At 33.5% G+C, this 26,400-nt stretch carries 27 protein-coding genes; 21 read left to right on the top strand and 6 right to left on the bottom strand.

Going from position 1 to position 26,400, the window contains the following annotated elements:
• The first annotated feature begins 202 nt into the window (after positions 1 to 202).
• From KA900_RS10005 to add, 11 genes are all read left to right on the top strand, one after another.
• Positions 203 to 937 carry a phosphoadenylyl-sulfate reductase gene (locus KA900_RS10005; RefSeq protein ID WP_096811123.1) on the top strand — a complete coding sequence of 245 codons (735 nt, stop codon included), beginning with the start codon at positions 203 to 205 and terminating at the stop codon, positions 935 to 937.
• Positions 938 to 1,125: 188 nt separating this feature from the next.
• On the top strand, positions 1,126 to 2,949 hold the full coding sequence (locus tag KA900_RS10000) for an assimilatory sulfite reductase (NADPH) flavoprotein subunit (protein ID WP_186330070.1): 1,824 nt from the start codon (positions 1,126 to 1,128) through the stop codon (positions 2,947 to 2,949).
• Positions 2,950 to 2,965: 16 nt separating this feature from the next.
• Positions 2,966 to 4,675, top strand: coding sequence for an NADPH-dependent assimilatory sulfite reductase hemoprotein subunit (locus tag KA900_RS09995; RefSeq protein ID WP_103372487.1), 1,710 nt, complete (start codon positions 2,966 to 2,968; stop codon positions 4,673 to 4,675).
• A gap of 22 nt (positions 4,676 to 4,697) precedes the next feature.
• Entirely contained in the window at positions 4,698 to 5,471 is a 774-nt protein-coding gene (gene cobA / locus KA900_RS09990) for a uroporphyrinogen-III C-methyltransferase (protein WP_207572948.1), read from the top strand.
• Positions 5,472 to 5,484: 13 nt separating this feature from the next.
• Positions 5,485 to 6,219, top strand: a complete 735-nt coding sequence (locus tag KA900_RS09985) for a sirohydrochlorin chelatase (RefSeq protein WP_207572949.1) — start codon at positions 5,485 to 5,487, stop codon at positions 6,217 to 6,219.
• Between the two features lie 38 nt (positions 6,220 to 6,257).
• Complete coding sequence (locus KA900_RS09980) at positions 6,258 to 6,869, top strand: NAD(P)-binding protein (RefSeq protein ID WP_103372486.1); 612 nt, start codon at positions 6,258 to 6,260, stop codon at positions 6,867 to 6,869.
• 26 nt (positions 6,870 to 6,895) lie between these two features.
• Positions 6,896 to 7,801, top strand: a complete 906-nt coding sequence (locus tag KA900_RS09975; protein ID WP_207572950.1) for a sulfite exporter TauE/SafE family protein — start codon at positions 6,896 to 6,898, stop codon at positions 7,799 to 7,801.
• 21 nt (positions 7,802 to 7,822) lie between these two features.
• Positions 7,823 to 8,998, top strand: coding sequence for a sulfate adenylyltransferase (sat, locus tag KA900_RS09970; protein WP_210139530.1), 1,176 nt, complete (start codon positions 7,823 to 7,825; stop codon positions 8,996 to 8,998).
• Positions 8,999 to 9,026: 28 nt separating this feature from the next.
• Positions 9,027 to 9,641, top strand: a complete 615-nt coding sequence (cysC, locus tag KA900_RS09965; protein ID WP_096811115.1) for an adenylyl-sulfate kinase — start codon at positions 9,027 to 9,029, stop codon at positions 9,639 to 9,641.
• 32 nt (positions 9,642 to 9,673) lie between these two features.
• Complete coding sequence (locus KA900_RS09960) at positions 9,674 to 9,874, top strand: hypothetical protein (RefSeq protein WP_096811114.1); 201 nt, start codon at positions 9,674 to 9,676, stop codon at positions 9,872 to 9,874.
• Between the two features lie 268 nt (positions 9,875 to 10,142).
• The gene (gene add, locus KA900_RS09955) at positions 10,143 to 11,117 is read left to right on the top strand and encodes an adenosine deaminase (RefSeq protein WP_207572952.1); all 975 of its coding nucleotides are present in this window, start codon (positions 10,143 to 10,145) and stop codon (positions 11,115 to 11,117) included.
• Between the two features lie 169 nt (positions 11,118 to 11,286).
• Here add and KA900_RS09950 read toward each other — a convergent pair whose 3' ends face one another.
• The 3 genes from KA900_RS09950 to solA all read right to left on the bottom strand — a co-directional run bounded on the left by KA900_RS09950 (position 11,287) and on the right by solA (position 14,562).
• Positions 11,287 to 12,147, bottom strand: a complete 861-nt coding sequence (locus KA900_RS09950; RefSeq protein WP_107644394.1) for a LysR family transcriptional regulator — start codon at positions 12,145 to 12,147, stop codon at positions 11,287 to 11,289.
• 94 nt (positions 12,148 to 12,241) lie between these two features.
• On the bottom strand, positions 12,242 to 13,375 hold the full coding sequence (locus KA900_RS09945; RefSeq protein ID WP_207572953.1) for a M20 family metallopeptidase: 1,134 nt from the start codon (positions 13,373 to 13,375) through the stop codon (positions 12,242 to 12,244).
• Between the two features lie 2 nt (positions 13,376 to 13,377).
• Complete coding sequence (gene solA / locus KA900_RS09940) at positions 13,378 to 14,562, bottom strand: N-methyl-L-tryptophan oxidase (protein ID WP_096811110.1); 1,185 nt, start codon at positions 14,560 to 14,562, stop codon at positions 13,378 to 13,380.
• A 507-nt stretch (positions 14,563 to 15,069) separates the two neighbouring features.
• Between solA and KA900_RS09935 the strand changes: the two genes are divergently transcribed.
• Positions 15,070 to 15,201 carry a beta-class phenol-soluble modulin gene (locus KA900_RS09935; RefSeq protein ID WP_103373417.1) on the top strand — a complete coding sequence of 44 codons (132 nt, stop codon included), beginning with the start codon at positions 15,070 to 15,072 and terminating at the stop codon, positions 15,199 to 15,201.
• Positions 15,202 to 15,386: 185 nt separating this feature from the next.
• On the opposite strand, the gene KA900_RS09930 is transcribed toward KA900_RS09935, so the two are convergent.
• Positions 15,387 to 15,995 carry a class I SAM-dependent methyltransferase gene (locus KA900_RS09930; protein WP_207572954.1) on the bottom strand — a complete coding sequence of 203 codons (609 nt, stop codon included), beginning with the start codon at positions 15,993 to 15,995 and terminating at the stop codon, positions 15,387 to 15,389.
• Between the two features lie 299 nt (positions 15,996 to 16,294).
• Between KA900_RS09930 and KA900_RS09925 the strand changes: the two genes are divergently transcribed.
• The 3 genes from KA900_RS09925 to KA900_RS09915 all read left to right on the top strand — a co-directional run bounded on the left by KA900_RS09925 (position 16,295) and on the right by KA900_RS09915 (position 18,594).
• On the top strand, positions 16,295 to 17,482 hold the full coding sequence (locus tag KA900_RS09925; RefSeq protein WP_207572955.1) for an FtsW/RodA/SpoVE family cell cycle protein: 1,188 nt from the start codon (positions 16,295 to 16,297) through the stop codon (positions 17,480 to 17,482).
• Complete coding sequence (locus tag KA900_RS09920; protein WP_210139529.1) at positions 17,479 to 18,063, top strand: phosphatase PAP2 family protein; 585 nt, start codon at positions 17,479 to 17,481, stop codon at positions 18,061 to 18,063. The genes KA900_RS09925 and KA900_RS09920 overlap by 4 nt, the downstream gene beginning before the upstream one ends.
• Positions 18,064 to 18,126: 63 nt before the next feature.
• Complete coding sequence (locus KA900_RS09915) at positions 18,127 to 18,594, top strand: nucleoside deaminase (protein ID WP_242692959.1); 468 nt, start codon at positions 18,127 to 18,129, stop codon at positions 18,592 to 18,594.
• Between the two features lie 86 nt (positions 18,595 to 18,680).
• Here KA900_RS09915 and KA900_RS09910 read toward each other — a convergent pair whose 3' ends face one another.
• Positions 18,681 to 19,466 (bottom strand): VLRF1 family aeRF1-type release factor, encoded by a 786-nt coding sequence (locus KA900_RS09910; RefSeq protein ID WP_210139527.1) that lies wholly within the window; start codon positions 19,464 to 19,466, stop codon positions 18,681 to 18,683.
• A gap of 364 nt (positions 19,467 to 19,830) precedes the next feature.
• Between KA900_RS09910 and KA900_RS09905 the strand changes: the two genes are divergently transcribed.
• From KA900_RS09905 to arsB, 6 genes are all read left to right on the top strand, one after another.
• Positions 19,831 to 20,229, top strand: a complete 399-nt coding sequence (locus KA900_RS09905; RefSeq protein WP_096811103.1) for a hypothetical protein — start codon at positions 19,831 to 19,833, stop codon at positions 20,227 to 20,229.
• Positions 20,230 to 20,271: 42 nt separating this feature from the next.
• Positions 20,272 to 20,589: a general stress protein gene (locus tag KA900_RS09900; protein ID WP_096811102.1), complete on the top strand. Its 318-nt coding sequence runs from the start codon at positions 20,272 to 20,274 to the stop codon at positions 20,587 to 20,589.
• A 17-nt stretch (positions 20,590 to 20,606) separates the two neighbouring features.
• Positions 20,607 to 21,503, top strand: coding sequence for an ABC transporter ATP-binding protein (locus KA900_RS09895; protein ID WP_107644339.1), 897 nt, complete (start codon positions 20,607 to 20,609; stop codon positions 21,501 to 21,503).
• A gap of 2 nt (positions 21,504 to 21,505) precedes the next feature.
• Entirely contained in the window at positions 21,506 to 23,095 is a 1,590-nt protein-coding gene (locus KA900_RS09890; RefSeq protein WP_210139526.1) for an ABC transporter permease, read from the top strand.
• Positions 23,096 to 23,999: 904 nt separating this feature from the next.
• A complete protein-coding gene (locus KA900_RS09885) occupies positions 24,000 to 24,317 on the top strand; it encodes an ArsR/SmtB family transcription factor (RefSeq protein ID WP_096811099.1) in 318 nt (105 codons plus the stop codon).
• Entirely contained in the window at positions 24,314 to 25,606 is a 1,293-nt protein-coding gene (arsB, locus tag KA900_RS09880) for an arsenite efflux transporter membrane subunit ArsB (protein ID WP_210139524.1), read from the top strand. Before KA900_RS09885 ends, arsB begins: the two co-directional genes overlap by 4 nt.
• A 182-nt stretch (positions 25,607 to 25,788) precedes the next feature.
• Here the strand turns inward: arsB and KA900_RS09875 are convergent, their stop codons facing one another.
• Positions 25,789 to 26,397 (bottom strand): class I SAM-dependent methyltransferase, encoded by a 609-nt coding sequence (locus KA900_RS09875; protein ID WP_103372681.1) that lies wholly within the window; start codon positions 26,395 to 26,397, stop codon positions 25,789 to 25,791.
• Between the last annotated feature and the right edge of the window lie 3 nt (positions 26,398 to 26,400).

The raw sequence follows: 26,400 nt of genomic DNA, 5'->3' as shown, positions 1-26,400 counted from the left end.
AAATTGTTCGAAAGTTTGTTATGACAGTTTTTAAGACGGTTTTTAGTAAAAAAATTATAAATTTAGATATACAAATATACACTTGACATAAAAATTTACAATGAGTAAAGTGTAAATCATAATTATTTTCGAATAATTCTAAAATTAAAATCAATCTAATTATTAATTATTGATGAATGGTAAGAGGAGGGCGAATAAATTTATGCATGAATCAAAAATTACATACGACCATTTTAATGCAGATGCCTCTGAATCAATAAATATTGATGATGAAACGAAAGGCGCACGTGAAGTTGTGACATGGGCTTATCAAACCTATGGAGAGTCAGTTATTTATGCTTGTAGCTTTGGCGCTGAAGGCATGATACTGATTGATTTAATTTATAGTGTTAAAAAGGATGCTCAAATTGTATTTTTAGATACAGGACTTCATTTTCAAGAAACGTATGACTTAATTGATCGTGTTCAAGCACGTTATCCAGAATTACGTATTAAACTTAAAAAGCCAGAGCTCACTTTAGACGAACAAGCGTCACAGTATAACCCAGCACTTTGGAAAAATGCACCGAATCAATGTTGCTATATTAGGAAAATTAAGCCTTTGGAAGATGTTTTATCAGGTGCCACTGCTTGGATATCTGGATTGCGCAGATCACAGTCACTAAGTCGTCAAAATATGGTGTTCATTAATAAAGATGAACGATTCCAATCAGTCAAGATTTGCCCTTTGGTACATTGGACGTGGGAGGATGTATGGCACTATATTAAAAAATATGAATTGCACTATAACGAATTGCACGATTTTAACTATCCAAGTATCGGTTGTATACCGTGTACTGCGGCTGTTGAAGGGCCTGGGGATTCACGTGAAGGAAGATGGACAAATTCAAATAAAACTGAATGCGGACTCCATACTACAGATCATCCTTCTCTATAGTTAAAATCTATTTTTTTATTATTAATCCTTAGTATTCCAATCAGATAGATATAGTAAAAAAGAATTGATGCCATAGCGGGCTTAAATATCATTTAGATATGTGAAACGTCATGGTTCAGTATAATTTTTAAAGATATTTGAACAAAATCTGAAAGTAATTTAAAAAATTAAAATGAGGTGAAATGGTTGTGAATTTATCTGTTATCAATAGTCCATTTGATGAAAATCAAGCTACACAGCTAAATCAAATTATTCAAAATCTCACTATTGAGCAACAAGTTTGGTTGAGCGGTTATTTAACTGCAAATTTACAAAGCGTTACAACAAAACAAGAAACGCCCTCAGAAGTTGCGCAATTTGTATTAAATAAAGGGACATCTTCAAATAGTGATAGGCACATCACTGTGCTTTACGGTTCAGAAACAGGAAACGCCCAAGGCTTAGCTGAGAAGTTAGCGGACCGCCTTGTCGAACTTAATTTTAATGTGCAACTAAATGCTATGAGTGATTTTAAAACAAAAGAATTAAAAAAAGTTGAAGATTTATTTGTGATTTCGTCCACACATGGTGAAGGTAACCCACCAGATAATGCGATAAGTTTTCATGAATTTTTACATGGTAGAAAAGCACCTAACCTAGCAGACGTCCGTTTCTCAGTATTGTCTTTAGGGGACGCATCCTATGAATTTTTCTGTCAAACCGGTAAAGAATTTGATTCGCGCCTTGAAGCACTAGGCGGGGCACGCTTAGTAGAGAGACGAGATTGTGATTTAGATTACGATGATGTGGCTGAATCATGGATGGATCATATTATTGAACAATTGAGCGACAAGTCCTTGAGTGAAGAAACAGCATCGACAACAAATGAAGTTCAGTTGACGAACGACAAACATTATTCAAAGTCTCAACCATATAAAGCAGAAATATTAGAGAATATTAATTTGAACGGTAGGGGTTCTAATAAAGAAGTAAGGCATATCGAATTACAATTTGAAGATTATGGTGAAGCGTATGAACCAGGCGATTGCTTAGTCGTTATTCCAGAAAACGATGAAAAATTGGTAGATAGATTGTTAGAAATTTTAAATTGGGACGCTCAAATAGATATACCTATCAATGAAAAAGGTGATGTCCTCACATTGAAAAACGCATTGCAACATCATTTTGAAATTACGAAACTAACTAAAACTTTGTTGCAGAAAGCTGCAGAATTATTTGATAATTCAGATTTATCAGAACATGTTTTAGATTATGAATGGATTAAATCTTATATATATGGCAGAGACTTAATTGATTTAATTCAAGACTTTCAACCTAAGGCACTTGCACCTGAAGTGCTTTATCAGTTTTTAAGAAAATTACCTCCAAGAGAATACTCCATAGCAAGTAGTTATGAAGCAAACCCTGATGAAGTACATATAACAGTTGGTGCAGTCAGGTATTACTCACATCAACGTGAGCGCCAAGGTGTGTGTTCGATTCAATTAGCTGAACGCTTGGAAGCAGGAGAATCAGCATCGGTATATTTAAAGAAAAACCCGAATTTCAAATTCCCGTTCGATGAAGCTACGCCTGTGATTATGATTGGTCCTGGAACGGGGGTGGCGCCTTTCAGATCATATTTACAAGAACGTGAAGAGCTGGGTTTAAACGGTCAGACTTGGTTGTTTTTTGGAGAACAGCATTTTACAACAGATTTTTTATATCAAACAGAATGGCAGGATTGGCTTAAAACAGGCGTGCTGAGCAAAATAGATTTAGCATTTTCAAGAGATACTAACGAAAAAGTATATGTTCAGCATAAAATTGAAGAACAAAGTGAAGCCTTCTATGAATGGCTGATAAATGGCGCTGCATTATATGTTTGTGGCGATGAACAGTATATGGCTAAAGACGTTCATGAAGCCATTCATAATGTTTTAGTCAAAGAAGGCAATATGTCTGACGAAGAAGCTGAAGTGTATTTGACACAAATGAAACAAGACAAACGATATCAAAGAGATGTTTATTAGAAAGGGAGTTGATTACGTGTCAGAATCAAATTTAAATTTTTCAGAAAAATTGGATGAGATGGAGCGTATCAAAGCAGATAGTAATTATCTTCGTGGAACAATTGTTGAAGGATTAGCAGATAGAATTACAGGCGCTATTTCAGAAGAAGACACTAAATTAATAAAGTTTCACGGCAGTTATATGCAAGATGATAGAGATATTCGCGATGAACGACGTAGACAAAAACTGGAACCCGCATATAGTTTCATGATTAGAGTTCGGGCGCCAGGTGGAGCTTCAACACCAGAACAGTGGATTGCAATGGACGACATAGCGAATCAATATGCGAATCAAACGATTAAATTAACGACAAGACAAGCTTTTCAATTTCATGGGGTCTTGAAACGTAATCTAAAGCAAACCATGTTTGATATTAATCAATCTTTACTCGATACACTAGCTGCTTGTGGAGATGTGAATCGAAACGTGATGTGTAACCCCAACCCTTATCAGTCCGATGTACATGCTGAAATCAATCAAATTGCAAGTGATATCAGTAGTTATCTTTCTCCTAAAACACAAGCATATCATGAAATTTGGTTAGATGGAGAGAAAGTGTTAGACACCAGTGACCAAGAGCCAGAACCACTATATGGCAAAACCTATTTACCACGTAAATTTAAAATTGGTATCGCTGTACCTCCTTCTAACGACATTGATGTGTTTTCACAAGATATCGGTTTGATTTCTATTATTGAAGATGGTGTTTTAGTAGGGTTCAATCTTACAGTTGGTGGCGGTATGGGTATGAAACATGGCAATACCGCAACGTATCCACAAGTGGGCCGTTTAATAGGTTATTTCCCTAAAGCAGAAGTCGTAGATGTTTGTGAAAAAATACTTACGATTCAACGTGATTATGGAAATCGTGAAGACAGAACCAACGCTCGATTTAAATACACAGTTGACCGTAAAGGTGTCTCATGGATCACTGATGAGTTAAACCGTCGTTTAGGTTGGGATTTAGAATCAAAACGTGCTTTTCATTTTGAAGATAATGGTGATCGATATGGGTGGACCGAAGGCAGTGGTAAACACCATTTTACTTTGTTTATTCAAAATGGACGTATTAAAGATACTGAAGAGTATAAATTAAAAACTGCGCTTAGAGCCATCGCTGAGATACATACTGGTGACTTTAGACTTTCTCCTAATCAAAATTTAGTTATTGCAAACGTAGAAGCGGAGAAAAAGGCGGAAATTGAAGCGTTGATAGAACAATACAATTTAACCGATGGGGCACATTATACTGGGCTACGCAGGAATTCTATGGCTTGTGTAGCGTTTCCAACTTGTGGTTTAGCAATGGCTGAATCTGAACGTTATTTACCTTCACTTATTACTAAAATAGAAGCTTTATTGGATGAAGCTGGTTTAAGTGAAGAAGAGATCACTATCAGAATGACAGGATGTCCAAACGGATGTGCACGCCCCGCGTTAGCAGAAATTGCATTTATTGGTAAAGCACCTGGTAAGTACAACATGTATCTAGGAGGCGGATTTGCTGGTGATCGTTTAAATAAATTATTTAAAGAAAATATTGATGAAGCAGAAATATTAAAAAGTTTGAGACCAATTTTATTGCAATATGCACAAGAAAGAACAGTGAATGAACGTTTCGGTAATTTTGTAGTAAGGGCAGGCATCATAGAAGAAGTGACAGACGGCCAATTATTTCATAGTTAAAATTTGGAAAGCAGGTGACAGTATGGGGAAAGTATTTTTAGTTGGTGCAGGACCTGGAGATCCTGATTTAATTACAGTTAAAGGACAAAAGGCGATTGAAAAAGCGGATGTTATTCTATACGACCGTTTAGTAAACCCAGAATTATTAGGTTATGCGTCTTTGACTACTAAGTTGATATATTGTGGGAAAGATCCGAATCATCAGTCTATTTCACAAGCAGATACAAATCAGATGCTCGTTGATTTGGCTCAAGAAGGTCATACTGTTACACGTTTAAAAGGAGGCGACCCTTTTATATATGGTAGAGGTGGAGAAGAAGCAGAAATACTAGCTAGATATAGTATACCATTTGAAATTGTACCTGGTATTACTGCAGGTATTGCAGCGCCGGCCTATGCAGGTATTCCAGTGACTCATCGAGACTATAGTTCTTCGGTGGCTTTTGTTTCGGGTGTCATTAATAAAGATATTGATAAAGACGAATATTGGAAACACCTTGCGTTAGGGCCTGAAACGTTATGTATTTATATGGGCGTGAAAAAGTTACCTAAAATTGTTGAATTATTAACGCAAAATGGTCGTGACCAAAAGACGCCCATTGCACTCGTTCATATGGGTACTTCTCAATTACAAAAAACAGTAGTAGGCACCTTAGAAACCATCATTGATGAAGCTAAAGAGATCGAAAACCCAGCTATGATCGTCGTAGGAGAAGTTGTGAAACTGCGAAACCGTATTAGTTGGTTTGAAGCAACATATAAAAATGAATTATTGACGCAACTCACATATCAATAATGGAGGGCTTGAGATGCAAGGTGTCTTATATGTTAGTCATGGAAGTCGTGTAGCAAAAGCAGTTGAAGAAGCAACATCATTTATTGAACTTGTTCAAGCGCAAGTGGATGTACCTTTACAAGAAATTTGTTTTTTAGAATTAGCAGAACCAGATATATCACAAGGTTTTCAAAAGTTAGTAAACCAAGGAGCAAATGAGATTGCGATTATTCCTGTATTACTTTTAAGTGCAGGACACTATTATAAAGACATTCCTGAAGAAATCGAGTATAGTCAGCAACAGTTTCCTCAGGTAAAAATAGTTTACGGCCAACCCTTAGGCGTACAAGCGCGATTAACAGAAATACTAAAACAGCGTCTTGAAAAAGTAGATATTACGCCTAACTCAGATGCTAAATTATTAATTATTGGAAGAGGAAGCTATAATCCTCAAACGAAAAAGGATTTCTCTATAATCAAATCACAACTATCGGCTATGTTGCCATCTAACAATATAAGCGTATGTTATTTAGCAGCTTGTGAACCATTATTTGAAGATGCGTTAAATCATGCAGTGGACGAAGGGTATTCACAAATATTCATTCTACCTTATATATGGTTCACAGGTATTTTAGACCAATATATTGCTAAGGTTGTGAATGATTATCAGAAAAAAAGCGATATTATCTTAACAGAGCATCTTAGCCATCATGAACATTTGCAAACAGCGCTAAAAGAACGTGTTGAAGAGGCATTTCAAAATATTTAATGACTTAAAAATGGCGGTTAATAGCAAGGAGTGGCATTATGGATTTCATCCCTTTAATGGTTGATCTTTCACAGAAACAAGTTGTTGTTATAGGTGGCGGAAAAATTGCAGCACGTCGTGTGAGCGTTTTAACACAATATACAAAACGAATCACTGTTGTTAGTCCTACAGTGACAGAGGGTTTAGAACACTTGGCCAAACAGCAATCGATTCAATGGCATAATAAAATATTTGAAAATAGTGATGTGGAAAAGGCTGATTTAATTGTTGCCGCAACAAATGATGTAGCTACCAACCAAGCTATCTTGAATGCAAAACCAAGTAAAGCTCTAATTAATATGGTAGGTAAAGCAAATGCTGGCGATATTTTGTTTCCTAGTATTTTACGACGTGGCAAATTAACCATCAGCATTTCAACACAAGGTGCTAGCCCCATGCTTACAACTCATATTTTAGAGGCATTGCAACAATATTTTAACAGTGCGTATGGTGATTATGTTGATTTTTTATATGACTGTAGACAACGAATCAAGCATAGCTCACTTATATCTACAGAGAAGGAAACATTTTTGAAAAAAATGTTAAATGAAAAATATTTAAATATCAACAAGCAACAAGAAGTTAGAAAGTGGTTAGATACTTTAGATTAAATTGAATTGAGAGGAGGCATCATTCTATGTATAAATTATTCATTTTTGCATTAGCGGGTTTTCTCGCACAATTGATTGACGGTTCATTAGGTATGGGATTTGGCGCGTCATCATCCTCTATATTATTGACATTTGGCGTGGCGCCGGCGATCGTATCAGCAACAATCCATTTTTCTGAAATTGCTACTACAGCAGCGTCCGGGACATCACATTGGAAGTTTAAAAATGTGCATAAACCAACGATGGTTAAACTAGCAATTCCGGGTGCTATAACAGCATTCATTGGTGCTGCGATATTAAGTCATATACACAGCGATTTTATTAAACCATTCATTGCTATATTTTTGTTAACAATGGGGCTCTATATTTTATACCAATTTTTATTTACAAAAGAAAAATCTGTCTCAAAAACAAAGACAAAAACATCACGCTTAATCTTAATTCCGCAAGGTGCAGTTGCAGGTTTTTTAGATTCTATAGGCGGTGGTGGATGGGGACCAGTCAATACGCCATTAATGCTTGCTCAAAAGAAGTTAGAACCTAGGTATGCAATTGGTACTGTATCAGCGAGTGAGTTTTTCGTGACGGTGTCTGCTTCTCTAAGTTTTATTATTTTTCTCGGTTGGAGCCAAATCAACTGGTGGCTTGTAGTATCTTTAAGTATTGGTGGCATGGTTGCTGCACCATTTGCTGCATGGTTGGTGAAGCTTTTACCCATGAATATTCTAGCCGTCTGTGTAAGTGGTTTAATTATTTTTACAAACAGTAATTCACTTATCAGCGTCGTCGGGCTGGATCAAACTTTAGCTATTACGATTAAAATTGCACTTATTGTTATTTGGTTCGTGTTAATACTATTTGCTTTATACCAAAATAATAAATTACCATTTTCGAATTTTAAAAATGAATCCAACGTAAATAAACTAGATTAATTCAATAAGGAGTGTGACAAAATGTCATTAATAAATGAAAAACAACAAGCTACAATCCAACCTCACGGTGGTTTACTTGTAAATAGAGAAGTCAGTGGCACAGCTAGAGAGCAATTAATCAAAGAAGCCGAAAACTTAGAACCCATTACTTTAAATTCATGGAGTTTGTCAGATTTAGAATTAATTGCTATAGGCGGGTTTAGCCCATTAACAGGGTTTATGAAAGAAGCGGATTATACAAAAGTTGTTGAAGATTTACATTTAGAAAATGATTTAGTTTGGAGTATCCCGATCACATTACCTATAACAACAGAACAATCCCAAAATTTGAATATTGGTTCTCGAATTGCTTTATATGGCGAAGATGATGTTTTGTATGGCGTGCTCGATTTGGAGGAAAAATATACGTATGACAAACAAAAAGAAGCGCAACTTGTATACGGCACTACAGATGTTGATCATCCAGGGGTAAAGAAAGTTTATGAAAAAGGTGACGTTTACCTAGCTGGACCAATTTATTTATTAAATAGACCTAAACATGATGAATTTGTAGATTACCATTTAGACCCGTCAGAAACAAGACAGTTATTTTCAGATTTAGGTTGGAAAACGGTAGTTGGATTTCAAACTAGAAACCCGGTGCATCGTGCACATGAGTATATTCAAAAGGCAGCATTAGAGGCTGTAGATGGTTTACTATTAAACCCTTTAGTAGGTGAAACTAAATCAGATGATGTACCAGCTGCTGTTCGTATGGAGAGTTATCAAGTCATACTGAAAAAATATTACCCAGAAAATAAAACACGCTTAGTTATTTATCCAGCAGCGATGAGATACGCAGGTCCAAGAGAGGCTATATTACACGCTACAGTACGTAAAAATTATGGTTGTACACATTTTATCGTAGGGCGCGATCACGCAGGTGTAGGTAACTATTACGGAACATATGAAGCGCAAGCGCTTATTTCAAAATATGAAGCTGAATTAGGTATCCGAATATTGAAATTTGAGCATGCTTTTTATTGTAAAACTTGTGAGAATATGGCTACAGCAAAAACATGCCCTCACGATGCTTCAGAACATTTACATTTAAGCGGTACAAAGGTTCGTGAAAAATTGAAAAAAGGTGAATCTTTACCTAAAGAATTCTCAAGACCAGAAGTGGCAGAAGTACTGATTAATGGATTGAAAGAATAGCAGAATGAAAAGGAGTGCATATTGAGTGATGGGAAAATCTAAACATATAACGTGGCATGCTTCGGAAGTGACAAAAAGTGAAAGGCAACAACGTAATCAACATAAAAGCGCTGTGATCTGGTTTACAGGATTATCAGGATCAGGGAAATCAACGATATCAGTAGCACTTGAAAAAGCATTGTTTGCTCAACAAGTGCATACATATCGGTTAGATGGGGATAACGTTAGACATGGATTGAATCAAAATTTAGGATTTTCACCTGAAGATCGTAAAGAAAACATTAGACGTATAGGAGAAGTTAGTAAATTAATGGCCGATGCCGGCTTAGTGACAGTGACTGCTTTTATTTCTCCATATAAAGCAGATAGAGATGCTGTACGTCATCTCTTAGATGAAGCAGATTTTATAGAAGTCTATACAGCATGCAGTTTAACGGAATGTGAAGTTAGAGATCCAAAAGGTTTATATCAAAAAGTAAGAAGTGGGGAAATTGCAGAGTTTACTGGTGTCAACGCACCATACGAAGCGCCTACCGAACCAGAAATTATATTAGATACTGAAACACTTACTGTTGAAGCATCAGTGTCTAAAATTTTGGACTATTTACAAAAACATCAGTATATCAATACAGCACAAGTTTAACGAAAATGAATTATCGCTAAAGGGGCAATCGGATGGAATTATTAAATATTATTGCTTATACGTTACTTGTTGTATTTATTTTAGTAGTAGCTGCTGGTGTATACCTCGTAAATAAAGGCCAGAATAGAAAACATTTTCTTGTAGCACTAAAAATAGTTATCATATTAATGATCATATGTATTATTGGTATAGGTGCATCACTGTTAATATTAGGTTATTATCACCAATTTTAAAATTTAGTAATGAAACGTAACGGGCTTAGAAAATCAAATTTAATTTTTGATTTTTATCCCGTTTGTTTTTTTAATATTTTTATAAAAATACTGTGTTTTGAAGAAGTTGTGTATGCTTTAAATAGTTTTTGCAAAAATGGATTTACTTTATGTATAGTAATGTAAAAAATAAAGTGTTATATTATATGAATCATTTTTATGTAGCATATATATTAACAAGATTAAATCGCAGAATGATATTAATTTAGAGGTAGGGAAGTTTACTATAATGGATAAAAGTATAAAAGATATTGCTAAAATTGAACTCCATTGCCATTTAGATGGTTCTGTAAGTGAAAAGTTAATTCGACAGTTAGCTCAAGAACAACAAATTAATTTGGACGAAGCTAATCTAATTGTGAGTGAGCAGTGTGAAAGTCTAGATGAATATTTAAAGTGTTTTGATGAAATATTAAGCGTATTGCAAACAGCAGATAGCTTGAAAAGGGCAGTTATAGACGTTGCGCAACAAGCCTATGAGGATAATGTGAAATATATAGAAATTCGTTTTGCACCTTTGTTACATATGGAACAAGATATGACGCTCCTAGAAATAGTAAAGGCCGTTGAAACGGGGGTTGAAATTGTACAAGAAACAATGGATATTAAAGTGAATTTATTAATTTGCGCTATGAGACAACATGAACCATCTACAAATAAACAATTGTTTGATGATTTAGATGTATACAACAGCGAGGTGATACGGGGTATTGATTTTGCAGGACCAGAAGTAGGGTTTCCGCCACATACCATTCAAGATACTATTCAATACGGATTAGATAAAGGTATGCATTTAACGTTACATGCTGGTGAATGTGGCTGTAAGCATAATGTGTTAGAAGCAATTAAAATAGGAGCTAAACGTATTGGTCACGGTGTTGCTGTTAACTTGGATGAAGCGGCATTGCAAGAAGTTAAAGCGAATGATGTATTATTAGAAATATGCCCTAAAAGTAATTTGCAAACCAAAGCGATAAACGCTTTGTCAGAAATAAACATACCTTATTTATTAAACAATAATATACCATTTGTTATTAATACAGATAATCGAACAGTGACACAAACTTCATTAAATGAAGAATATGAATTACTGTTTAAACATCAATTAATAGATTTAGAACAGATGAAATATATTAATCAACGTGCAATTCAATATGCATTTTTAACTGAACCGGAAAAGCACCGATTACTTGAGTCGATGTAAAAAACCTAGTGGTTAGTAATACTTATGTAATCCGCATAGCCCTAGTAGTTCTTATGCAAGCGCCTTAGCGCTTGTATTCATTTTGTAGAGGTGGGCAAATAAATTAAACAGATAAACGATTTGGTTAGTAAATATATGCACATTGTAATGGTAAAAGTGTGCCATATCTTTAATCCTGGTTAGCGAAGTTTTTAACAGTTTGGATAAAGTTAGACGTAGGGGCATTTAAATGGTAATTTGAATGCCAAATAAAGTCTGTTGATATATTGCTGTATTTTTCTGGTAAGGCATAACTATATAATTCACCGTTCTCTAAGTCATGTTGAACTGATGATTCAGGTACTAAACTGATGCCAATACCCGATTTAACGCTTCCAATAATTGTTTCTAATGTTCCAAATTCTACAAGATTTGGTTTTTTAATATTTTCAGATTTTAACCAAGATTCGAGATTCCTTCTATAATTACATCCTTTTTCAAACACTAAAAACACAGAAGATGCTATATCTTTTAAGTCCATGGTATCCACATTAGATATCAGTACTAATTTTTCCTTAAATAACTCCATTTTATTTATGTCATGATGTTGTTTAAATCCTGTGACAAACGCGCAATCTAAACGTTGATTGACCACTTTTTGAGAAATATTCGCAGTAACGTCGGTGTATAAAGATAGAGCAACTTGTGGATATTTTTTACGGAACATTGATAGTACTTTCGGTAATTTAGTAATTGTTTCTACTATACCAATTTCAATTTTTCCACTAGACATTTCTTTCTTTTGGAAAGTACTTTCCATTTCATTCAATACATCCATAATTTTTTCAACATATATTTGGAGTTTTTCGCCATCTGAAGTCAATGTTGTTCCTTTTTTATGACGTAGAAAAAGTTGTGTATTGAGCTCTTGTTCTAATCGTTTTATACGGGAGGTAACATGAGATTGGACAAAATTAAGTGATTTGGCAGCACGACTAATACTTTGATATTGGCTAACACTTTGAAAAATCTTTAAATCTTTTATTTCCATAATATCATCCGCCTTTTTCATTTGAGGCCATTATACATGAAAAGATTTATTTTAGAATGAAAAAAGAACTGCCGGCAGTATACCGGCAGTCTATTTATTTTGCAAATTGTTTAATTAAGTTTTTGAAAAAATCAATAGAACGTTCGAATGCTTTGACTTCAACGTATTCATTTGGTTGGTGTGCTAATGTTTCAATACCAGGACCATAAATTAATGTGGGAATATTGCTGTCCGGATTGAGAACAGAACCATCCGTGTAATAGGCCATGCCTGTAATGTTATTTTCATTTGAAATGTCTAAGGCATTTTGAATAATTTCAGCGTTTTCATTAGTTAAAACCGTAGCGCGGTCAAGTAACACCTGCGTACTTACCTTTGGAGATGTGTTGTCCGAAAAAAGTTGGTTTAAACGTTGATTAAATTGATTATAAAGATTGTCATGAATATTAGGTGTAACTGTTCGAATATCGACATTTAATACACATTGGTCAGGAATAACGTTAGTTTGAATGCCACCGTTAATCATATTTGCTGATATACTACTTTTGCCTAATGCAGCTGTTTCTTCAGCCCATTCTTCTTTTAAGTCATTAACCAAATTAATCACTTTATTCATACCTTCTACGGCATTTATACCTTGTTCGGGCATTGCGCCGTGTGCAGTTTTGCCAGTTAACGTGACTTCTATCCATAAAGCGCCTTTATGCCCAATGGCTACTTTTTCGCTAGTGGGTTCTGCGATAATGATGGCATCTATGTTATCCATAGTTGTACTTTGAACATAATGCTTGGCACCTATTGAATCTACTTCTTCTCCAGCAGTAGCTAAAAATTCAATATCTTTATTTAATTCATAGCCTTCTTCATATAAAGATTCTAATGCGAGATATAAAGCGGCTAAGCCACTTTTCATATCACTTGTTCCTCTTCCGTATAGTTTTCCATCCTCAATTTCGCCTTTAAAAGGATCATATTTCCACTCTTGGGCACCAATTTTTACGGTATCTGTATGACCAGATAATAACAACTTACCAGCGTCACGTTGGTTACTTTTTAAAGTTACTGAAATATTACTTCTTTGGTCACTTAAATTGGTTATATCAAATGGTATATTTTTGGATTCACATCGCTTTTTAAAAACTTGCACTACATTATCTTCGTTAGCTGGTGGATTAGTGCTATCAATATTAATCAATGATTTTAAAAAATCTAAATTAGATTGAGTCATTTTTATTTCCCCCTTGCTTTAAAAAATACTTTTGCTTTATTTTCAGGTTGTAAACTTGGACGTGTAATTTTAAATAATGATATATCTTGTGTACTTTTCCCTTTAGTAACTAATTCATATAACACCTCTCCTATAGCGCTTGAAAACTTATAGCCGTGTCCTGAAAAGCCACCAGCAATCACAATATGTTCGTATCGAGGATGTTTATCTATGACAAAATTCTCATCTAATGTATTTGTAAACATACAAGTTTTGCCAACATTTATATTTCCGTAAGCTTGCTGCATATATTGATTTAAAAAATGACTAATATCGTTTTCATCTTTTTCGTAAGCGCCAAATGCTTTATTATAATACATTGGATCAATCGGGTCTCCATTATCATATCGGCCAATTTTTAAACCAGTGCCATCGATAGAAGGGAAACCATAGTAAACGCCGCTAGGAACGTCAGCAAAAAACCCGGGAAAACCATCTGATTTATATAAAATATCATCTGAATCAAACCATGCGATGGTCTGTCTAGATGGTTGAAGTTGCAACTGTAAACCTAAGTCATCTAATATTTTCTTATTCCAGGCGCCTCCAGTAATAATTAATTTATTTGCAGTAAATGTATTAGAATTTGTCTGAACGTTAACGACGTCATCAAACATATCGATATTCATAACTGGAGAGTTGGTTTTTAATTCAGCCCCATGGTTTAAAGCAAGTCTTTTAAAAGTACGTATACAATTTTGTGAAAATAAAACGCCTGCCTCAGGTTCATAGCAACCCATTTGATCAGGAGCTATTGTGATACCGGGCCAACGTTCATTAATTTCATCAGCTGATAATGTTTCAACATTTAGATTATATTTACGACCGCCATCTATTGCGGTCTGTACAAATAAAGAATCGCTTTGTCCAAAAGTGATGACTCCAGTATTAGAAAATATACGTTCGTTTGTTTCATTTTGAAGTTCATCCCAAAGTGTTTGCGCTCTTAAAGCAAGTGGTACGTATTCTAAGCCTTCCCCACAGGCATGACGTATTAAACGTGTATCTCCACTGTGGCTACCATTTTCATGCGGTGGGTCAAAAGCATCAATCATCAAAGTTTTGACGCCATTTTTTGCTAAATAATATCCCGCTGACATCCCCATAGAGCCTGCTCCAACAACAATAACTTCATAATGATTTACCATTTTCATTCCCCCTTTGTCGAATTAAATTAAAATGATTTTAATTTGTGTAATTAACTTAAGTGTAATGGAGAGGAGACATAAGTGTAAAATTATAAAAAGAGATGACTGATATCACTAAAAGAGATGTCAAAATAGTGCTTTTTATTTTAAGTAGACAGGGTGAAGTGTCTTATAGAGATACGCCTCAACTAATGATGAGAAGATAGAGTTTAGATGAGGATTAAAAAATTCATTTTTGTGTTGGAAATGAATTTAACACTATTTTTGCTTAAGTGTTGGTTTTCAACGAATTTAATACAGTTAGGCATTTAAATAAATGAATTGAGAAAAATATAACTTTATAAACATTAGTTGTTATACAATTTAATTAAGCAAAACGTAAAGGGGTGTATTAACATGATGATTGCAGATATTATCGGTGGTATCATTAAATTAATCAAAACTTTAGTAGATACTTTCGCTTAAGTTACAAAATGAATTAAATCAATTTAAAGGAGTGCTTATATTATGTCAAGTATCGTAGAAGCAATTTCAAATGCAGTTAAGTCTGGTTTAGATCATGATTGGGTTAACATGGGAACTAGTATTGCAGATGTAGTAGCTAAAGGTGTAGACTTCATCGCTGGATTCTTTGGTTAACGAGCACATTTCAATTCAATTTATACTTAATTTTTCAGAATAATACTTAAACAAAAAACTACTGCTATCACACTATGAGTGTCGATTTGCAGTAGTTTTTGTTTGTTATAAATTAAAGAAGAAGTAGTATAAACAATGTATAAACATAAAAAAATTATGCAATTATTTTTGTATATTTATACAGTTTATTTAAATTGTCCGGAGGCTATAAATAAACTGGCGTCTTTATTCATAAATATGTTTTGCCCATGGTAAAAAGTTTGGACATTGATATTTGAAAGCCCTAATTTAAATAATTCGCTACTGATGTCATCTTGTGCAAATCCATTATAGACTTTTGGATGGTAGACGTTTTTGTTTTTATCAAAATCAACTATAATGATTAGACCGTCTTTTTTTAAATAAGCTGTTAATCTTTGTAGTAGCTCCTTATAATTACCACTATGAAGTAATACAAGTGAAAGTATAATCACATCATATGATTGATCGACGATAGTTTGGTTTGAAGCTAGCGCATCACCTTTAATAGCTTCAATATGTTTCTTGCTTAATTTTTGAATTTTTGTATCACATATTTCAACCATTTTAGTTGAAGCGTCCAATATCGTAATGTGGTTGAAATGATGTTCAATGTTAAATGTGACAAGTCCAGTGCCACCGCCATAATCTAATAGGGATTGATAGGGTTGATTTTCTAATAACGTATTCACTCCGAGGGAGATGATTTCAGCTAGTTTAATTCTTTCATCATTATCATAATTTTGAGCGATTTGATTGAACTTAGATTGATTCAAGTTAAACATCCTTTTCTAATTCTAAAATAAATGTATATTCTGTTTTTATAGTTATTATAGATACTTTAAGTCTATGATTTATTTTAGCATACTAAAAAGCTAATCACAACCACGCGAAATCTTTAATTTTTTGTATAGCTTTAAGTGTATATATATTTATTTGATGTATAATTAAAATTATAAAATAATTTCTCATAAAATATTAAATATATATTAAATTAGGTAGGCCTAAAGTCTGATTGAGTAGGCTGTGTTTATCTGATTTACTAGAGCGTGGAGAGTTATAATGAGGTGCAGAAATGAGAAAATTATTTAAAATAATAGGACCGCGTTTAAAAGGTTTAGATTATGGAATGTTAGTTAGCTTTATTATATTAGGCATTTTAGGTGTCATAATGATATATAGTGCAAGTATGGTATCTGCGTCTAAAGGTGCCTTAACTGGTGGCATTCCTATTGAAAGTAATTATTTTATGAAAAGGCAATTTATCTTTTTGGTTATAGGCAGTTTGGCCGTTATATTTATAGCAACATGCATCAATATAAATGTATTCAAAAGATCTAATGTACAAAAAATGATAGTTTTAGGAACGTTAGTTTTATTATTAATCACGATTTTAATTGGTAAAGAAATAAACGGTTCAAGAAACTGGATTAATCTAGGTATATTTAGTTTGCAATCTTCTGAATTTCTGAAATTAGCTTCGATTTTTTATCTTTCTTATATCATTAACCAACGCGTTACAAGCCGTAAAGGTTATAGTTTGAAACATATGTTGTCTCCACTTGCTATATTAGGTGTTGGGTTATTACTTGTTTTAATGCAAGGAGATTTGGGTGGTACGCTTTTAACAGTAGCAATTATTGGTTGTATTTTAATATACTCGGATATAAAAAATAAGATAAAGTTTCAAATTAGCGTGATCACGCTAATTCCACTATTTGCGTATGGTGTTTATACGTTGATTTTTGATGCAAAAAATCTATATAGACTGAAAAGAATAAAAGTCATGTTAGATCCATTTAAATATGAAAACGATGCAGGTTATCAATTAACGAGTGCATTAACATCGATTGGCAATGGAGGATTAACTGGTAGAGGACTAGGTAATGGCATCGCTAAGTTAGGTTATTTACCTGAACCACATACCGATTTTATATTTACTGTTATCTCAGAAGAATTAGGACTGCTAGGTGTGTTATTTACATTAATAATTTATGGTTATATCTTAGTAAAAGGACTCATTTATGCGAATAAAACGAGTAATCAATTTTATAAATTGATTTGTGTTGGCGTTGTAAGTTACATATTTATGCAAGTGTTTATTAATTTAGCTGGTGTTTCTGGAATTATTCCATTAACGGGCGTAACCTTACCTTTATTAAGTTACGGGGGCTCTTCCATGTTGAGTATTAGTATTGCTTTTGGAGCACTTTTAGCAGTAGCTAGAAGAATTAACAATGAGAGAAAGGATGTTGTAAGATGACTCAATTTTTAAAAGCAGCCCTTTCAGCTATTTTACTTATTATCATTTTAATTAGTATTACAATAGGTGTTGCAAACCCAATAGATCAAACGGTTTACGATATGCTACATACATATTTAAATTCATCTATTTTAATCGATTATCTTTATTTTGTTTCGGTCATTTTTGAACCAGTTATTTGTTTGATTGTAATTTTATGTATATTAGGCGTCTTATTTTTCTATAATAAAACCAAATTTTGGTGGTATGGTTTCTGGTGTTTTTCAGTATTTTTAATAGGCACATTTATGAAATATGCAATTCAACGGTCAAGACCCTCAGCTGTATTTGATGGATATAGTTTTCCGAGTATGCACGTGTTAAGTGTATGTCTCTTAGTGAGCTTAGTCTTATTAATCAAACGGAATAAAATGCTATATTTAATTGCAATTGTTTTAGTTATATCAATTATAGCGTCTCGTATTTATGTAGGCGCACATTATTTTACTGATACGATGAGTAGTCTTTTAGTCATCTTTATTATGATTCAGTCACTTCAATATGGAAACCAAACAGACGAAAAACTGGATAAAGTGGAATAATTTGCTATGGTAAATATATAGTTTAGTTATTTAATAAAGTAGATGATAAAGGAGGGAATCTATTTGGATAATGAACGTTATTTACATAGAGCTATTGAACTTGCTGAAGCAGCTTTAAATAAAGGGAATGAACCTTTTGGCTCACTTCTCGTAGATATTAAAGGTAGTATTTTATTCGAAGATTTCAATCGCATCAGTAGTGGAGATGCAACTGAACATCCAGAAATTGCTATTGCTAAATGGGCTGCGACGCATCTTACCCCTGAAGAAAGGAAAACAAGTATTGTTTTTACTTCGGGAGAACATTGTCCAATGTGCGCTACTGCACATGCACTCGTTGGATTAGATAAAATTGTGTATGTAAGTTCTTCGAATCAATTGGCTAGTTGGTTGGAAGAGATGAACGTTTCGCCAGCACCTTTTAAAAATTTGCCTATCGAAAGTGTCATTAAAGAAGCGAACGTTGAAGGTCCTTTTGAAGCCTTATCATCAAAAGTAAAAGACTTACATTGTCGTTACTATCAACAGTAAACATGAAGTCGTTTAGTATGAATTCACCCCCGTCACTGAAAATAGTGGAGGGGGTGGTTTTATATGTGATTTAATTTGAGATGAAATTACGTTTCCATCACTTTTTTAATAATTTCAGTAGTGTTTGATTTTAAGATATTACTCGGTGTCACTTTATCAATTTCTACATTAAACATAGAACGCAATTTTTCAACTTCTTCTTTTTCTCCAGCTAAATATAATTGTTGCCAACCGTTCTTTTTGGAAGTTTTTTCGACGATAGAGGTTAAACTTTTTAGCCAACGTTCTTGATTTGCCTTAACACGCGCTTTGAACTCATCTCTTTTGGTACCCCATTGGGTGTAATCATCACCTTGTGGGCCTTGATGTTGGCGCCAATCATTCGTATCTAAATCTAAAGTATAGTCATATTCTCCGATAGCTATACCGATTTCAGTTTCTATCACACGCGCTTTGTCTTGTTGTAATACCACGATGCCAGTATATGGATAACGTTCTGTTAATGATTTCAATTGATCCAATTTAGGCGTATCACCCCAATTAAATTCAGTTTCAATGGGCACGTTAACTAATTGTTCAAACCATAATGACTCGTCTGAAGTGATAAACAATAGCACACCGTTTTTAAAGTCAGGTTCTAAATCCTGCAATCTTTTTTCCACTTTTTTAATAATATCTTTGGATTGGTTCTTTTCCTCATGATTATTACTGTTTTTTGTTCGCTTAGCTAAATCTTGCAAGGCATTTTTAAGTTCTATTTTCCACTTTTCTCCTTGCTCGGGACGTGTATCTAAATACAATGAGAATACTTTTTGGTTATTTTGTTTACCGTTGAATTGTTTCAATTGGTCAAGTTCTTGTTGTAAAAGCATCATCCATCACCCTTTCAATTACATTTACTCTTAAAATTACCTTTTTTATATTTTTTAAACTTTACGTTTATATATTATTGATTTATGAATTACTTTATTTATTTTGGGGAATAATATAAGCGTAAAACAAAAAAGTATTTATTTTTTATAATCAGGTTTTTAATAAACATTGAATACGGAAAATTAATTTATCTATTATTTGATGATTTGACTTTTTATGTTTTAAAGTTTTTATAAGTTGAATTAGCCATGACGGTCGTAGGAAAAGCATTTTGAAATGTTTAACCCTATTATGAATGGGAAAATTAAACATATTAGTATCATGTTATAACCAAATGATATAAATCATTAAGGGGGTCTTCATATGGGTACACTCATTTTTCTTTTAGTTATAGCTATAATCGTTATTATTTATTTACTTGTAAAACAAAAATTTGCGAAAGATTTTCAAATTCAAAAAAGTAAAAGATACAGAGAAAAAAGAGTTATGGATTTTATCCATAACGCATATAAAATAGAAAAAATTGAAGCGATTCATCAAAAACGTGATCATTTAGAACTCATTTATAATCGTAAAACTTTAGATGTGAAAAAAGAGCAAGTGATTTTCGTTGATGAAGCGGACCAAGAAAACGTCGAGTCTAAATTTAAGTTGACAGAAGATGATAATAAAGAAGACATGTTTGATAATATTTTAGAAAACACACATTTTTATATGACAAAAGAACGCTTTGATCATTTAATGATTCAATCTAAAAAGTAATTAATATTATGATGCGTGTATAGTTATAAAGGAGGCCTTTGTATGACGCCAGTGGTAAAAGGATATAGAATTGACGGTGACTTAGAAGTTGATGTTGTAGCACTACAAGATAAAGGTGTAGGTAGTCAAGATATGTACGTATTATCATTAGATAAAAGTCGTACTGACAAAATTGCTGAAGATACAGGAATTACAGGTATCGATATTGAAAAGGAAAACAACCCTGATAGAGTTGCTTTGAAAGAAAAACTTAAGGCAATTGGGGTAGATGATAATACTGTAGCCACATTTAAAAAGGATATGGACGAAGACAAAGTTTATCTAATCGTAACTGATTCCAGAGTGAAGGGATTATTGTAAAGTTTGTAGGTGATGAGATGGCATTACTCAAGGTTAGCAATCTTACTAAACGTTTCAACCACTTTCACGCTTTAAACGGCGTGAATATGGAGGTAAACGAGGGAGAAGTTTATGGATTTATAGGTCCGAATGGTGCTGGTAAATCAACGACGATTAAAGCAATTTTAGGTATGTTAAAGCCAACACAAGGCACGATTGAAATGTATGGCAAAGATGTGCGTAAACACGCGGTTGAAGTGCATAAACATATCGCCTTTGTTCCTGGCGATGTTAACTTATGGCCCAACTTAACAGGCGGGGAGATTATTGACTTTTTCTTAAACTTGCACGGGCGTGCCAACCATGAACGGAAGGAAACATTGATTAAGCAGTTTGAGCTTGATGTCAGCAAAAAATGTAAATCATATTCAACTGGTAATCGTCAAAAAGTAGCGCTAATTGCAGCTTTTAGTATCGATGCAGATTTGTATATATTAGATGAGCCTACTTCAGGGTTAGATCCGTTAATGGAAGATGTTTTTCAAAAATGTATTGAAGAGATAAAAAGCCAAAATAAAAGTGTGCTCTTATCAAGTCATATTTTAAGTGAAGTAGAAAAGTTGTGCGATCGTGTAAGCATTATACGGAAAGGGCAAATTGTGGAAACTGGTACATTAGATGAAATGCGCCATCTTACAAGAATGCATTTTATTGTAGAGAGTACACAAGCTTTAAGTCACTTATCGCAAGTACCCGGGGTCCATAACTTAACACAAGAAGACGAAACTTATTATTTTAAAGTAGATTCTGAAAAAATTTCCGGGGTAATTAACTATTTAGGAAATTATGAAATCAAACGCTTAGCATCCCAACCTCCAACTTTAGAAGATATCTTTAAAAGACATTATGAAGACAATGATAAAGTTGGTGAGTAAATATGAAATCAAACTTTTATCAAACAACTAAAATTTTCTTGTTCTATTTAAAAAGAAACCGTTTGAAAATGCTATTGTGGCTTGTTATTTTAGTAGGTTTGACATTAATGATTCCACCGGCTTTTGAATCGATGTATCCAGATCCAGCTAAAATGACGCCTATTATTGAAATGTCTGAAAATCCAGCGATGGAAGCTATGCTCGGCCCAGGAGATTTTAGACAGGCCAATGTAGGGGTCTTATTTACCCATGAGATGATTTTATTTACTGGAATCATGTTAGCTATTATGAATATAACTATTTTAGCTAAAGACACGCGGGGCGATGAAGAAGATGGCAGGACAGAGATTTTGAATGCTTTACCTATCGGCAGACAAGCTACTGTATTAAGCCATTTAGCGATGTGTATGTTGCTCAACATTTGCTTTGCTTTATTAACTACATTAGGTTTAGTGTCGCTTGGTATTGAAAGCATAGATTTTTCTGGCGCCGTGATTTTTAGCGTGACGCTGGGTATGTTTGGTATTATGATTGCAACGTTTACTATTTTAATAGCCCAAATAGTAGCCACGAGCACTGAAGTAGTCGGTGCTGGCATTTCATTTTTATTAGTTATGTACTTACTACGTGCTTTTGGTGATGTAAGTAATGAGAAACTTTCGTTGATTTCGCCTATGGGCTGGTTATCAAGAAGCTACGCTTTTTCAGAGAATAACTGGTGGCCTTTTTGGTGGATGCTCATATTATCAATTATCGTAGTATGTCTTAGTTTTAAATTAAACGCAATGCGAGATATGAATGAAACTTTGTTACCTAAAAGTGTACATAGACGTCATGCAAAATGGTATATGAAATCTCCATTAGGTTTACAAATAAGACTTCAAAAATCAGCATTTATTTATTTTAGTATTGGCTTGTTTGTATTAGGTTTATCATACGGGTCTATCTTTGGCGATATAAATGACTTTTTTGAAAATAACCCTTTATTAAAATCTATGATACCTAATGCATCGGGGAATTATGCGGAACATTTTTTACCACAATTAATGTTAATCATGGCAATGGTCAGTACTATCCCAGCGTTGATGACTTTATTTAAAGTTAAAAAAGAACAAGATAAAGGTTATACAGTTTTTGTATTATCCAAACCTTTATCACGCGTTAAATATTTGTTAAGTTTTTGGTTGCTTGCATTAGTAAATGCTGTTGTAATGTTGTTCTTATCCGGATTAGGTTTGTATGTTGGGCAATATTATGCTATGAAGGAGCCTTTCCAATTCGATACAATCATTACTTCGGCAATTGTCCATGTACCCGCTATACTTGTATTTATCGGCATAGGCACTCTTATCGTTGGATGGGGCATGCGCTTAGTCTTAGCGGTTTATGCTTTTTTAGCTTATACCTTTTTAGTTAACTACTTGGGTGTGTTGTTAAATATTAAAGCGTGGATGAAAGACATCACCCCTTTTAAACATATACCGCAATTGCCAATTGAAGATTTTCATATACAACCATCCATTGTTATGTTTATTATCTTTGTTGTGCTAAGTATTATAGGGTTTATTGGTTTTGGTAAAAAAGACTTATAGTTAACACGTTCTCAAAATTAGATGTTTATATGACGGAACTGATTAAGAAACAGGGTTTTACTAAGATTAGTCTATTGCTTTTTAAATATCAGCTTGTAAAAGTAACCTTATATGATTGATTTTCAAAAAAATATGTTAAGTGTGTTTTTGAGTAAAGCGAAACAAATTAAATTTTTGTTTCGTCTCTTTCGTGTTTTATAATCAAGAGAAATAGCGTTTTATAGTGTCGGTACATTGACGTAGTAGTATTATATTATGCCAATATACCGACTTTCTTTGTTTATACATTTTTTATGAAACGCCTCTCAATAGTATTGTAATGATTCTATTACCTCAATTGCCCTTTTCATGTGAAAATAACTTATATTCTACTTTAATTCAGGGTAGAAGCGCACAGTCATCGGCACCATGATTTTGGATTGTTTTTGATAATACCATTATAATATAGGTCTTTTATTAGCTTGTTGTTTGTATGTAAAATATATGTTTTCACTTGCTTTCAATATAACTGTTTTATAATTCCTACAATAATGAGTTGATGACGCATATTAAAAGGGTGATTCTATTAATAAGATAAACGGATGCATTCATTTTGGATTATGTGAGATTTTATGTAACTTCTTGTAAACCTTACGATAGGAAGTGTGAATATACACATAGTGGAAGTTAAATGAGTTAGATTTAAGCTATAAAATGGAACTAGTATATGTCTAGTTGAAAGTAACAGAAATACTAAATGGTTTTACTTTTCTAACAAACGTAATTAAAAGTTTGGTTTGTATTTAAACGCAAATGAATTGAAACGAGATATCCACGTACTTTTTCAATAAACGCCTTTGAACAAAATGATATATACATCTATCTATATAGATGATAATCTATATAGTGTTCAGGAGGGATTATTTTGTCGTATAAAGCGTTATCGTCCATTTTAAAAATTTTGGGAGATTCAAGTAGGTTAGAGATTATTGATTTACTTTCATGCGGTGAATTGTGTGCGTGTGATTTACTGGAATATTTTAAATTTTCGCAGCCAACTTTAAGTCACCATATGAAATTATTAATCAACCATGATTTGGTTTCATCACGAAAAGAAGGTAATAAACGTATGTATAACCTCAACCATGATATATTAAAAGCAGTTATAGACAATTTAAATACGATTCATTTAGCCGATGCTTCATGTGTTTGTAAAAATATACAATCAGGTGAATGCTTATGATGGATATTTTAGCAATTTGTATTTTTGTGGTTACTTTGATATTTGTGATTTGGCAGCCTAAAGGCTTAGATATTGGTATAACAGCGCTGATCGGTGCCATCATTGCTATTATTACTGGTGTGGTAAGCTTTTCAGATGTACTTGAAGTAACATCGATTGTATGGAATGCGACATTGACATTCGTTGCAGTGATTTTGATTTCGTTGATTTTAGATGAAATAGGCTTCTTTGAATGGTCTGCAAGGCATATGGTCCGAGCTTCAAAAGGTAATGGATTAAAAATGTTTATCTTTATTATGTTATTAGGTTCAATTGTGGCTGCATTTTTTGCAAATGATGGAGCAGCTTTAATATTAACGCCTATTGTTTTAGCAATGGTCCGCAACCTTGGATTTAATAAAAAAGTCATATTCCCATTTATTATTGCGAGTGGATTTATTGCAGATACGACATCTTTACCATTTATTGTCAGCAATTTGGTTAATATTGTTTCTGCAGATTATTTCAACATTGGTTTTATAGCGTATTTTGGTCGAATGTTGATTCCAAATATTTTTGCACTTTGTGCAAGTATTTTAGTGCTATGGTTATATTTTAAAAAAGCCATCCCTAAATCATTTGAAACTAAAAGACTTTTAGCGCCTCAAGAAGCCATCAAAGATAAAAGGTTATTTAACATATCATGGGTTGTGTTAATCATATTGCTCATTGGTTATTTAGTAAGTGAATTGATTCATATCCCGGTATCAATGATTGCTGGCGCGATTGCATTACTATTTGTATTATTCGCACGTAAATCTAGCGCTGTACATACAAAACGTGTCATTAAAGAGGCGCCCTGGAATATCGTTATTTTTTCATTAGGTATGTATTTAGTTGTATTTGGTTTGAAAAACGTAGGTATAACTACTGTTTTAGCCGATATATTATCACATATTTCAGAGTATGGGTTATTGAACAGCATTTTAGGTATGGGATTTATTTCAGCTTTTTTATCATCAGTTATGAATAATTTACCAACCGTATTAACAGACGCCATTGCGATTGACCAATCTGGTATAACTGGCATAATTAAAGAAGGTATGATTTATGCGAATGTAATCGGTTCGGATTTAGGCCCGAAAATTACACCAATTGGTTCTTTAGCAACTTTACTTTGGCTACACGTTTTGACACAAAAAGGTGTTAAAATAGGTTGGGGCACTTATTTCAAAACGGGGATTGTAATTACCATACCAGTGCTATTTCTTACTTTAATCGGGTTATACTTAACCTTAATTATATTTTAAGTGAGTGTTTATTCAAGACACTTTAAAAAGTGGGGGCCAGAAACGTTAATTCAAATCAATAAATCGAAAATCCCCAATGTTAACTATTAACACTGGGGATTTGATTTAAAAACAGATATGATTTATGAAGCCTTATTTTTAACCATTGCTAAGACTTGATATTGATTGTTTAGGATTAGATATTATATTTTCTCTACATGACCTTGAATGATAGAACCTGTGCCAGTATGTTTAATACCTTCATTACGATAGATCTCATGCTGTTCTAATTGATGAATCTTAACAGGCAAATGCTTTAAATAAGATTCGATTTCATTAATAGTATATAACATGGATTCGTCTTTAGGACCGCCAGTGCCATATGCTAATTGTTCTTTTGAATAAAACTCAAAGTAACTATAACCCCCTACGACTAATGATTGAACGAGGTTATTGAACATCTCTTGTTTGCCTTCATTAGGCACATGACCAAAGATATTAATACTATAGTCAAATGATGACTGAGGCGCTAAATTAGGCTTTGTGATGTCTCCATAGTTTGCATCGATATCAACACGTGCTTCACTTGCTAATTGGTATTGCTTATTAATTCCAACTTGTGACATATCATAAGTTGTTATATCATACCCAAGTTTTGCTAGATATATCGCGTTACGGCCTTCACCTTCTGCAAGTAATAAAATTTTCTCATTATTGTTTGTTTGCTTTTTAAAAATATCTTTGACAAATGAATTCGCTTCTTTGCCATAAATATATTCTTCTGAATCAAATTTTTCATCCCAGTGATTCAATTT

It is taken from the genome of Staphylococcus sp. GDY8P120P, assembly GCF_017892065.1.
Taxonomy (GTDB): Bacteria; Bacillota; Bacilli; order Staphylococcales; family Staphylococcaceae; genus Staphylococcus; species Staphylococcus nepalensis.
This window is presented reverse-complemented; position numbering and strand designations above follow the sequence as displayed.

Coding starts and splice junctions, on each gene's coding strand:
- KA900_RS09910 (WP_210139527.1), bottom strand. CDS start 19,466: ATGCTTTTACAACAAGAACTTGACCAATTGAAACAATTCAACGGTAAA.
- KA900_RS09975 (WP_207572950.1), top strand. CDS start 6,896: ATGTATAAATTATTCATTTTTGCATTAGCGGGTTTTCTCGCACAATTG.
- solA (WP_096811110.1), bottom strand. CDS start 14,562: ATGGTAAATCATTATGAAGTTATTGTTGTTGGAGCAGGCTCTATGGGG.
- cysC (WP_096811115.1), top strand. CDS start 9,027: ATGGGAAAATCTAAACATATAACGTGGCATGCTTCGGAAGTGACAAAA.
- KA900_RS09945 (WP_207572953.1), bottom strand. CDS start 13,375: ATGACTCAATCTAATTTAGATTTTTTAAAATCATTGATTAATATTGAT.
- KA900_RS09925 (WP_207572955.1), top strand. CDS start 16,295: ATGAGAAAATTATTTAAAATAATAGGACCGCGTTTAAAAGGTTTAGAT.
- KA900_RS09935 (WP_103373417.1), top strand. CDS start 15,070: ATGTCAAGTATCGTAGAAGCAATTTCAAATGCAGTTAAGTCTGGTTTA.
- KA900_RS09905 (WP_096811103.1), top strand. CDS start 19,831: ATGGGTACACTCATTTTTCTTTTAGTTATAGCTATAATCGTTATTATT.
- add (WP_207572952.1), top strand. CDS start 10,143: ATGGATAAAAGTATAAAAGATATTGCTAAAATTGAACTCCATTGCCAT.
- KA900_RS09960 (WP_096811114.1), top strand. CDS start 9,674: ATGGAATTATTAAATATTATTGCTTATACGTTACTTGTTGTATTTATT.
- KA900_RS09920 (WP_210139529.1), top strand. CDS start 17,479: ATGACTCAATTTTTAAAAGCAGCCCTTTCAGCTATTTTACTTATTATC.
- sat (WP_210139530.1), top strand. CDS start 7,823: ATGTCATTAATAAATGAAAAACAACAAGCTACAATCCAACCTCACGGT.
- KA900_RS10005 (WP_096811123.1), top strand. CDS start 203: ATGCATGAATCAAAAATTACATACGACCATTTTAATGCAGATGCCTCT.
- KA900_RS09985 (WP_207572949.1), top strand. CDS start 5,485: ATGCAAGGTGTCTTATATGTTAGTCATGGAAGTCGTGTAGCAAAAGCA.
- KA900_RS09895 (WP_107644339.1), top strand. CDS start 20,607: ATGGCATTACTCAAGGTTAGCAATCTTACTAAACGTTTCAACCACTTT.
- arsB (WP_210139524.1), top strand. CDS start 24,314: ATGATGGATATTTTAGCAATTTGTATTTTTGTGGTTACTTTGATATTT.
- KA900_RS09890 (WP_210139526.1), top strand. CDS start 21,506: ATGAAATCAAACTTTTATCAAACAACTAAAATTTTCTTGTTCTATTTA.
- KA900_RS09980 (WP_103372486.1), top strand. CDS start 6,258: ATGGATTTCATCCCTTTAATGGTTGATCTTTCACAGAAACAAGTTGTT.
- KA900_RS09900 (WP_096811102.1), top strand. CDS start 20,272: ATGACGCCAGTGGTAAAAGGATATAGAATTGACGGTGACTTAGAAGTT.
- KA900_RS09950 (WP_107644394.1), bottom strand. CDS start 12,147: ATGGAAATAAAAGATTTAAAGATTTTTCAAAGTGTTAGCCAATATCAA.
- cobA (WP_207572948.1), top strand. CDS start 4,698: ATGGGGAAAGTATTTTTAGTTGGTGCAGGACCTGGAGATCCTGATTTA.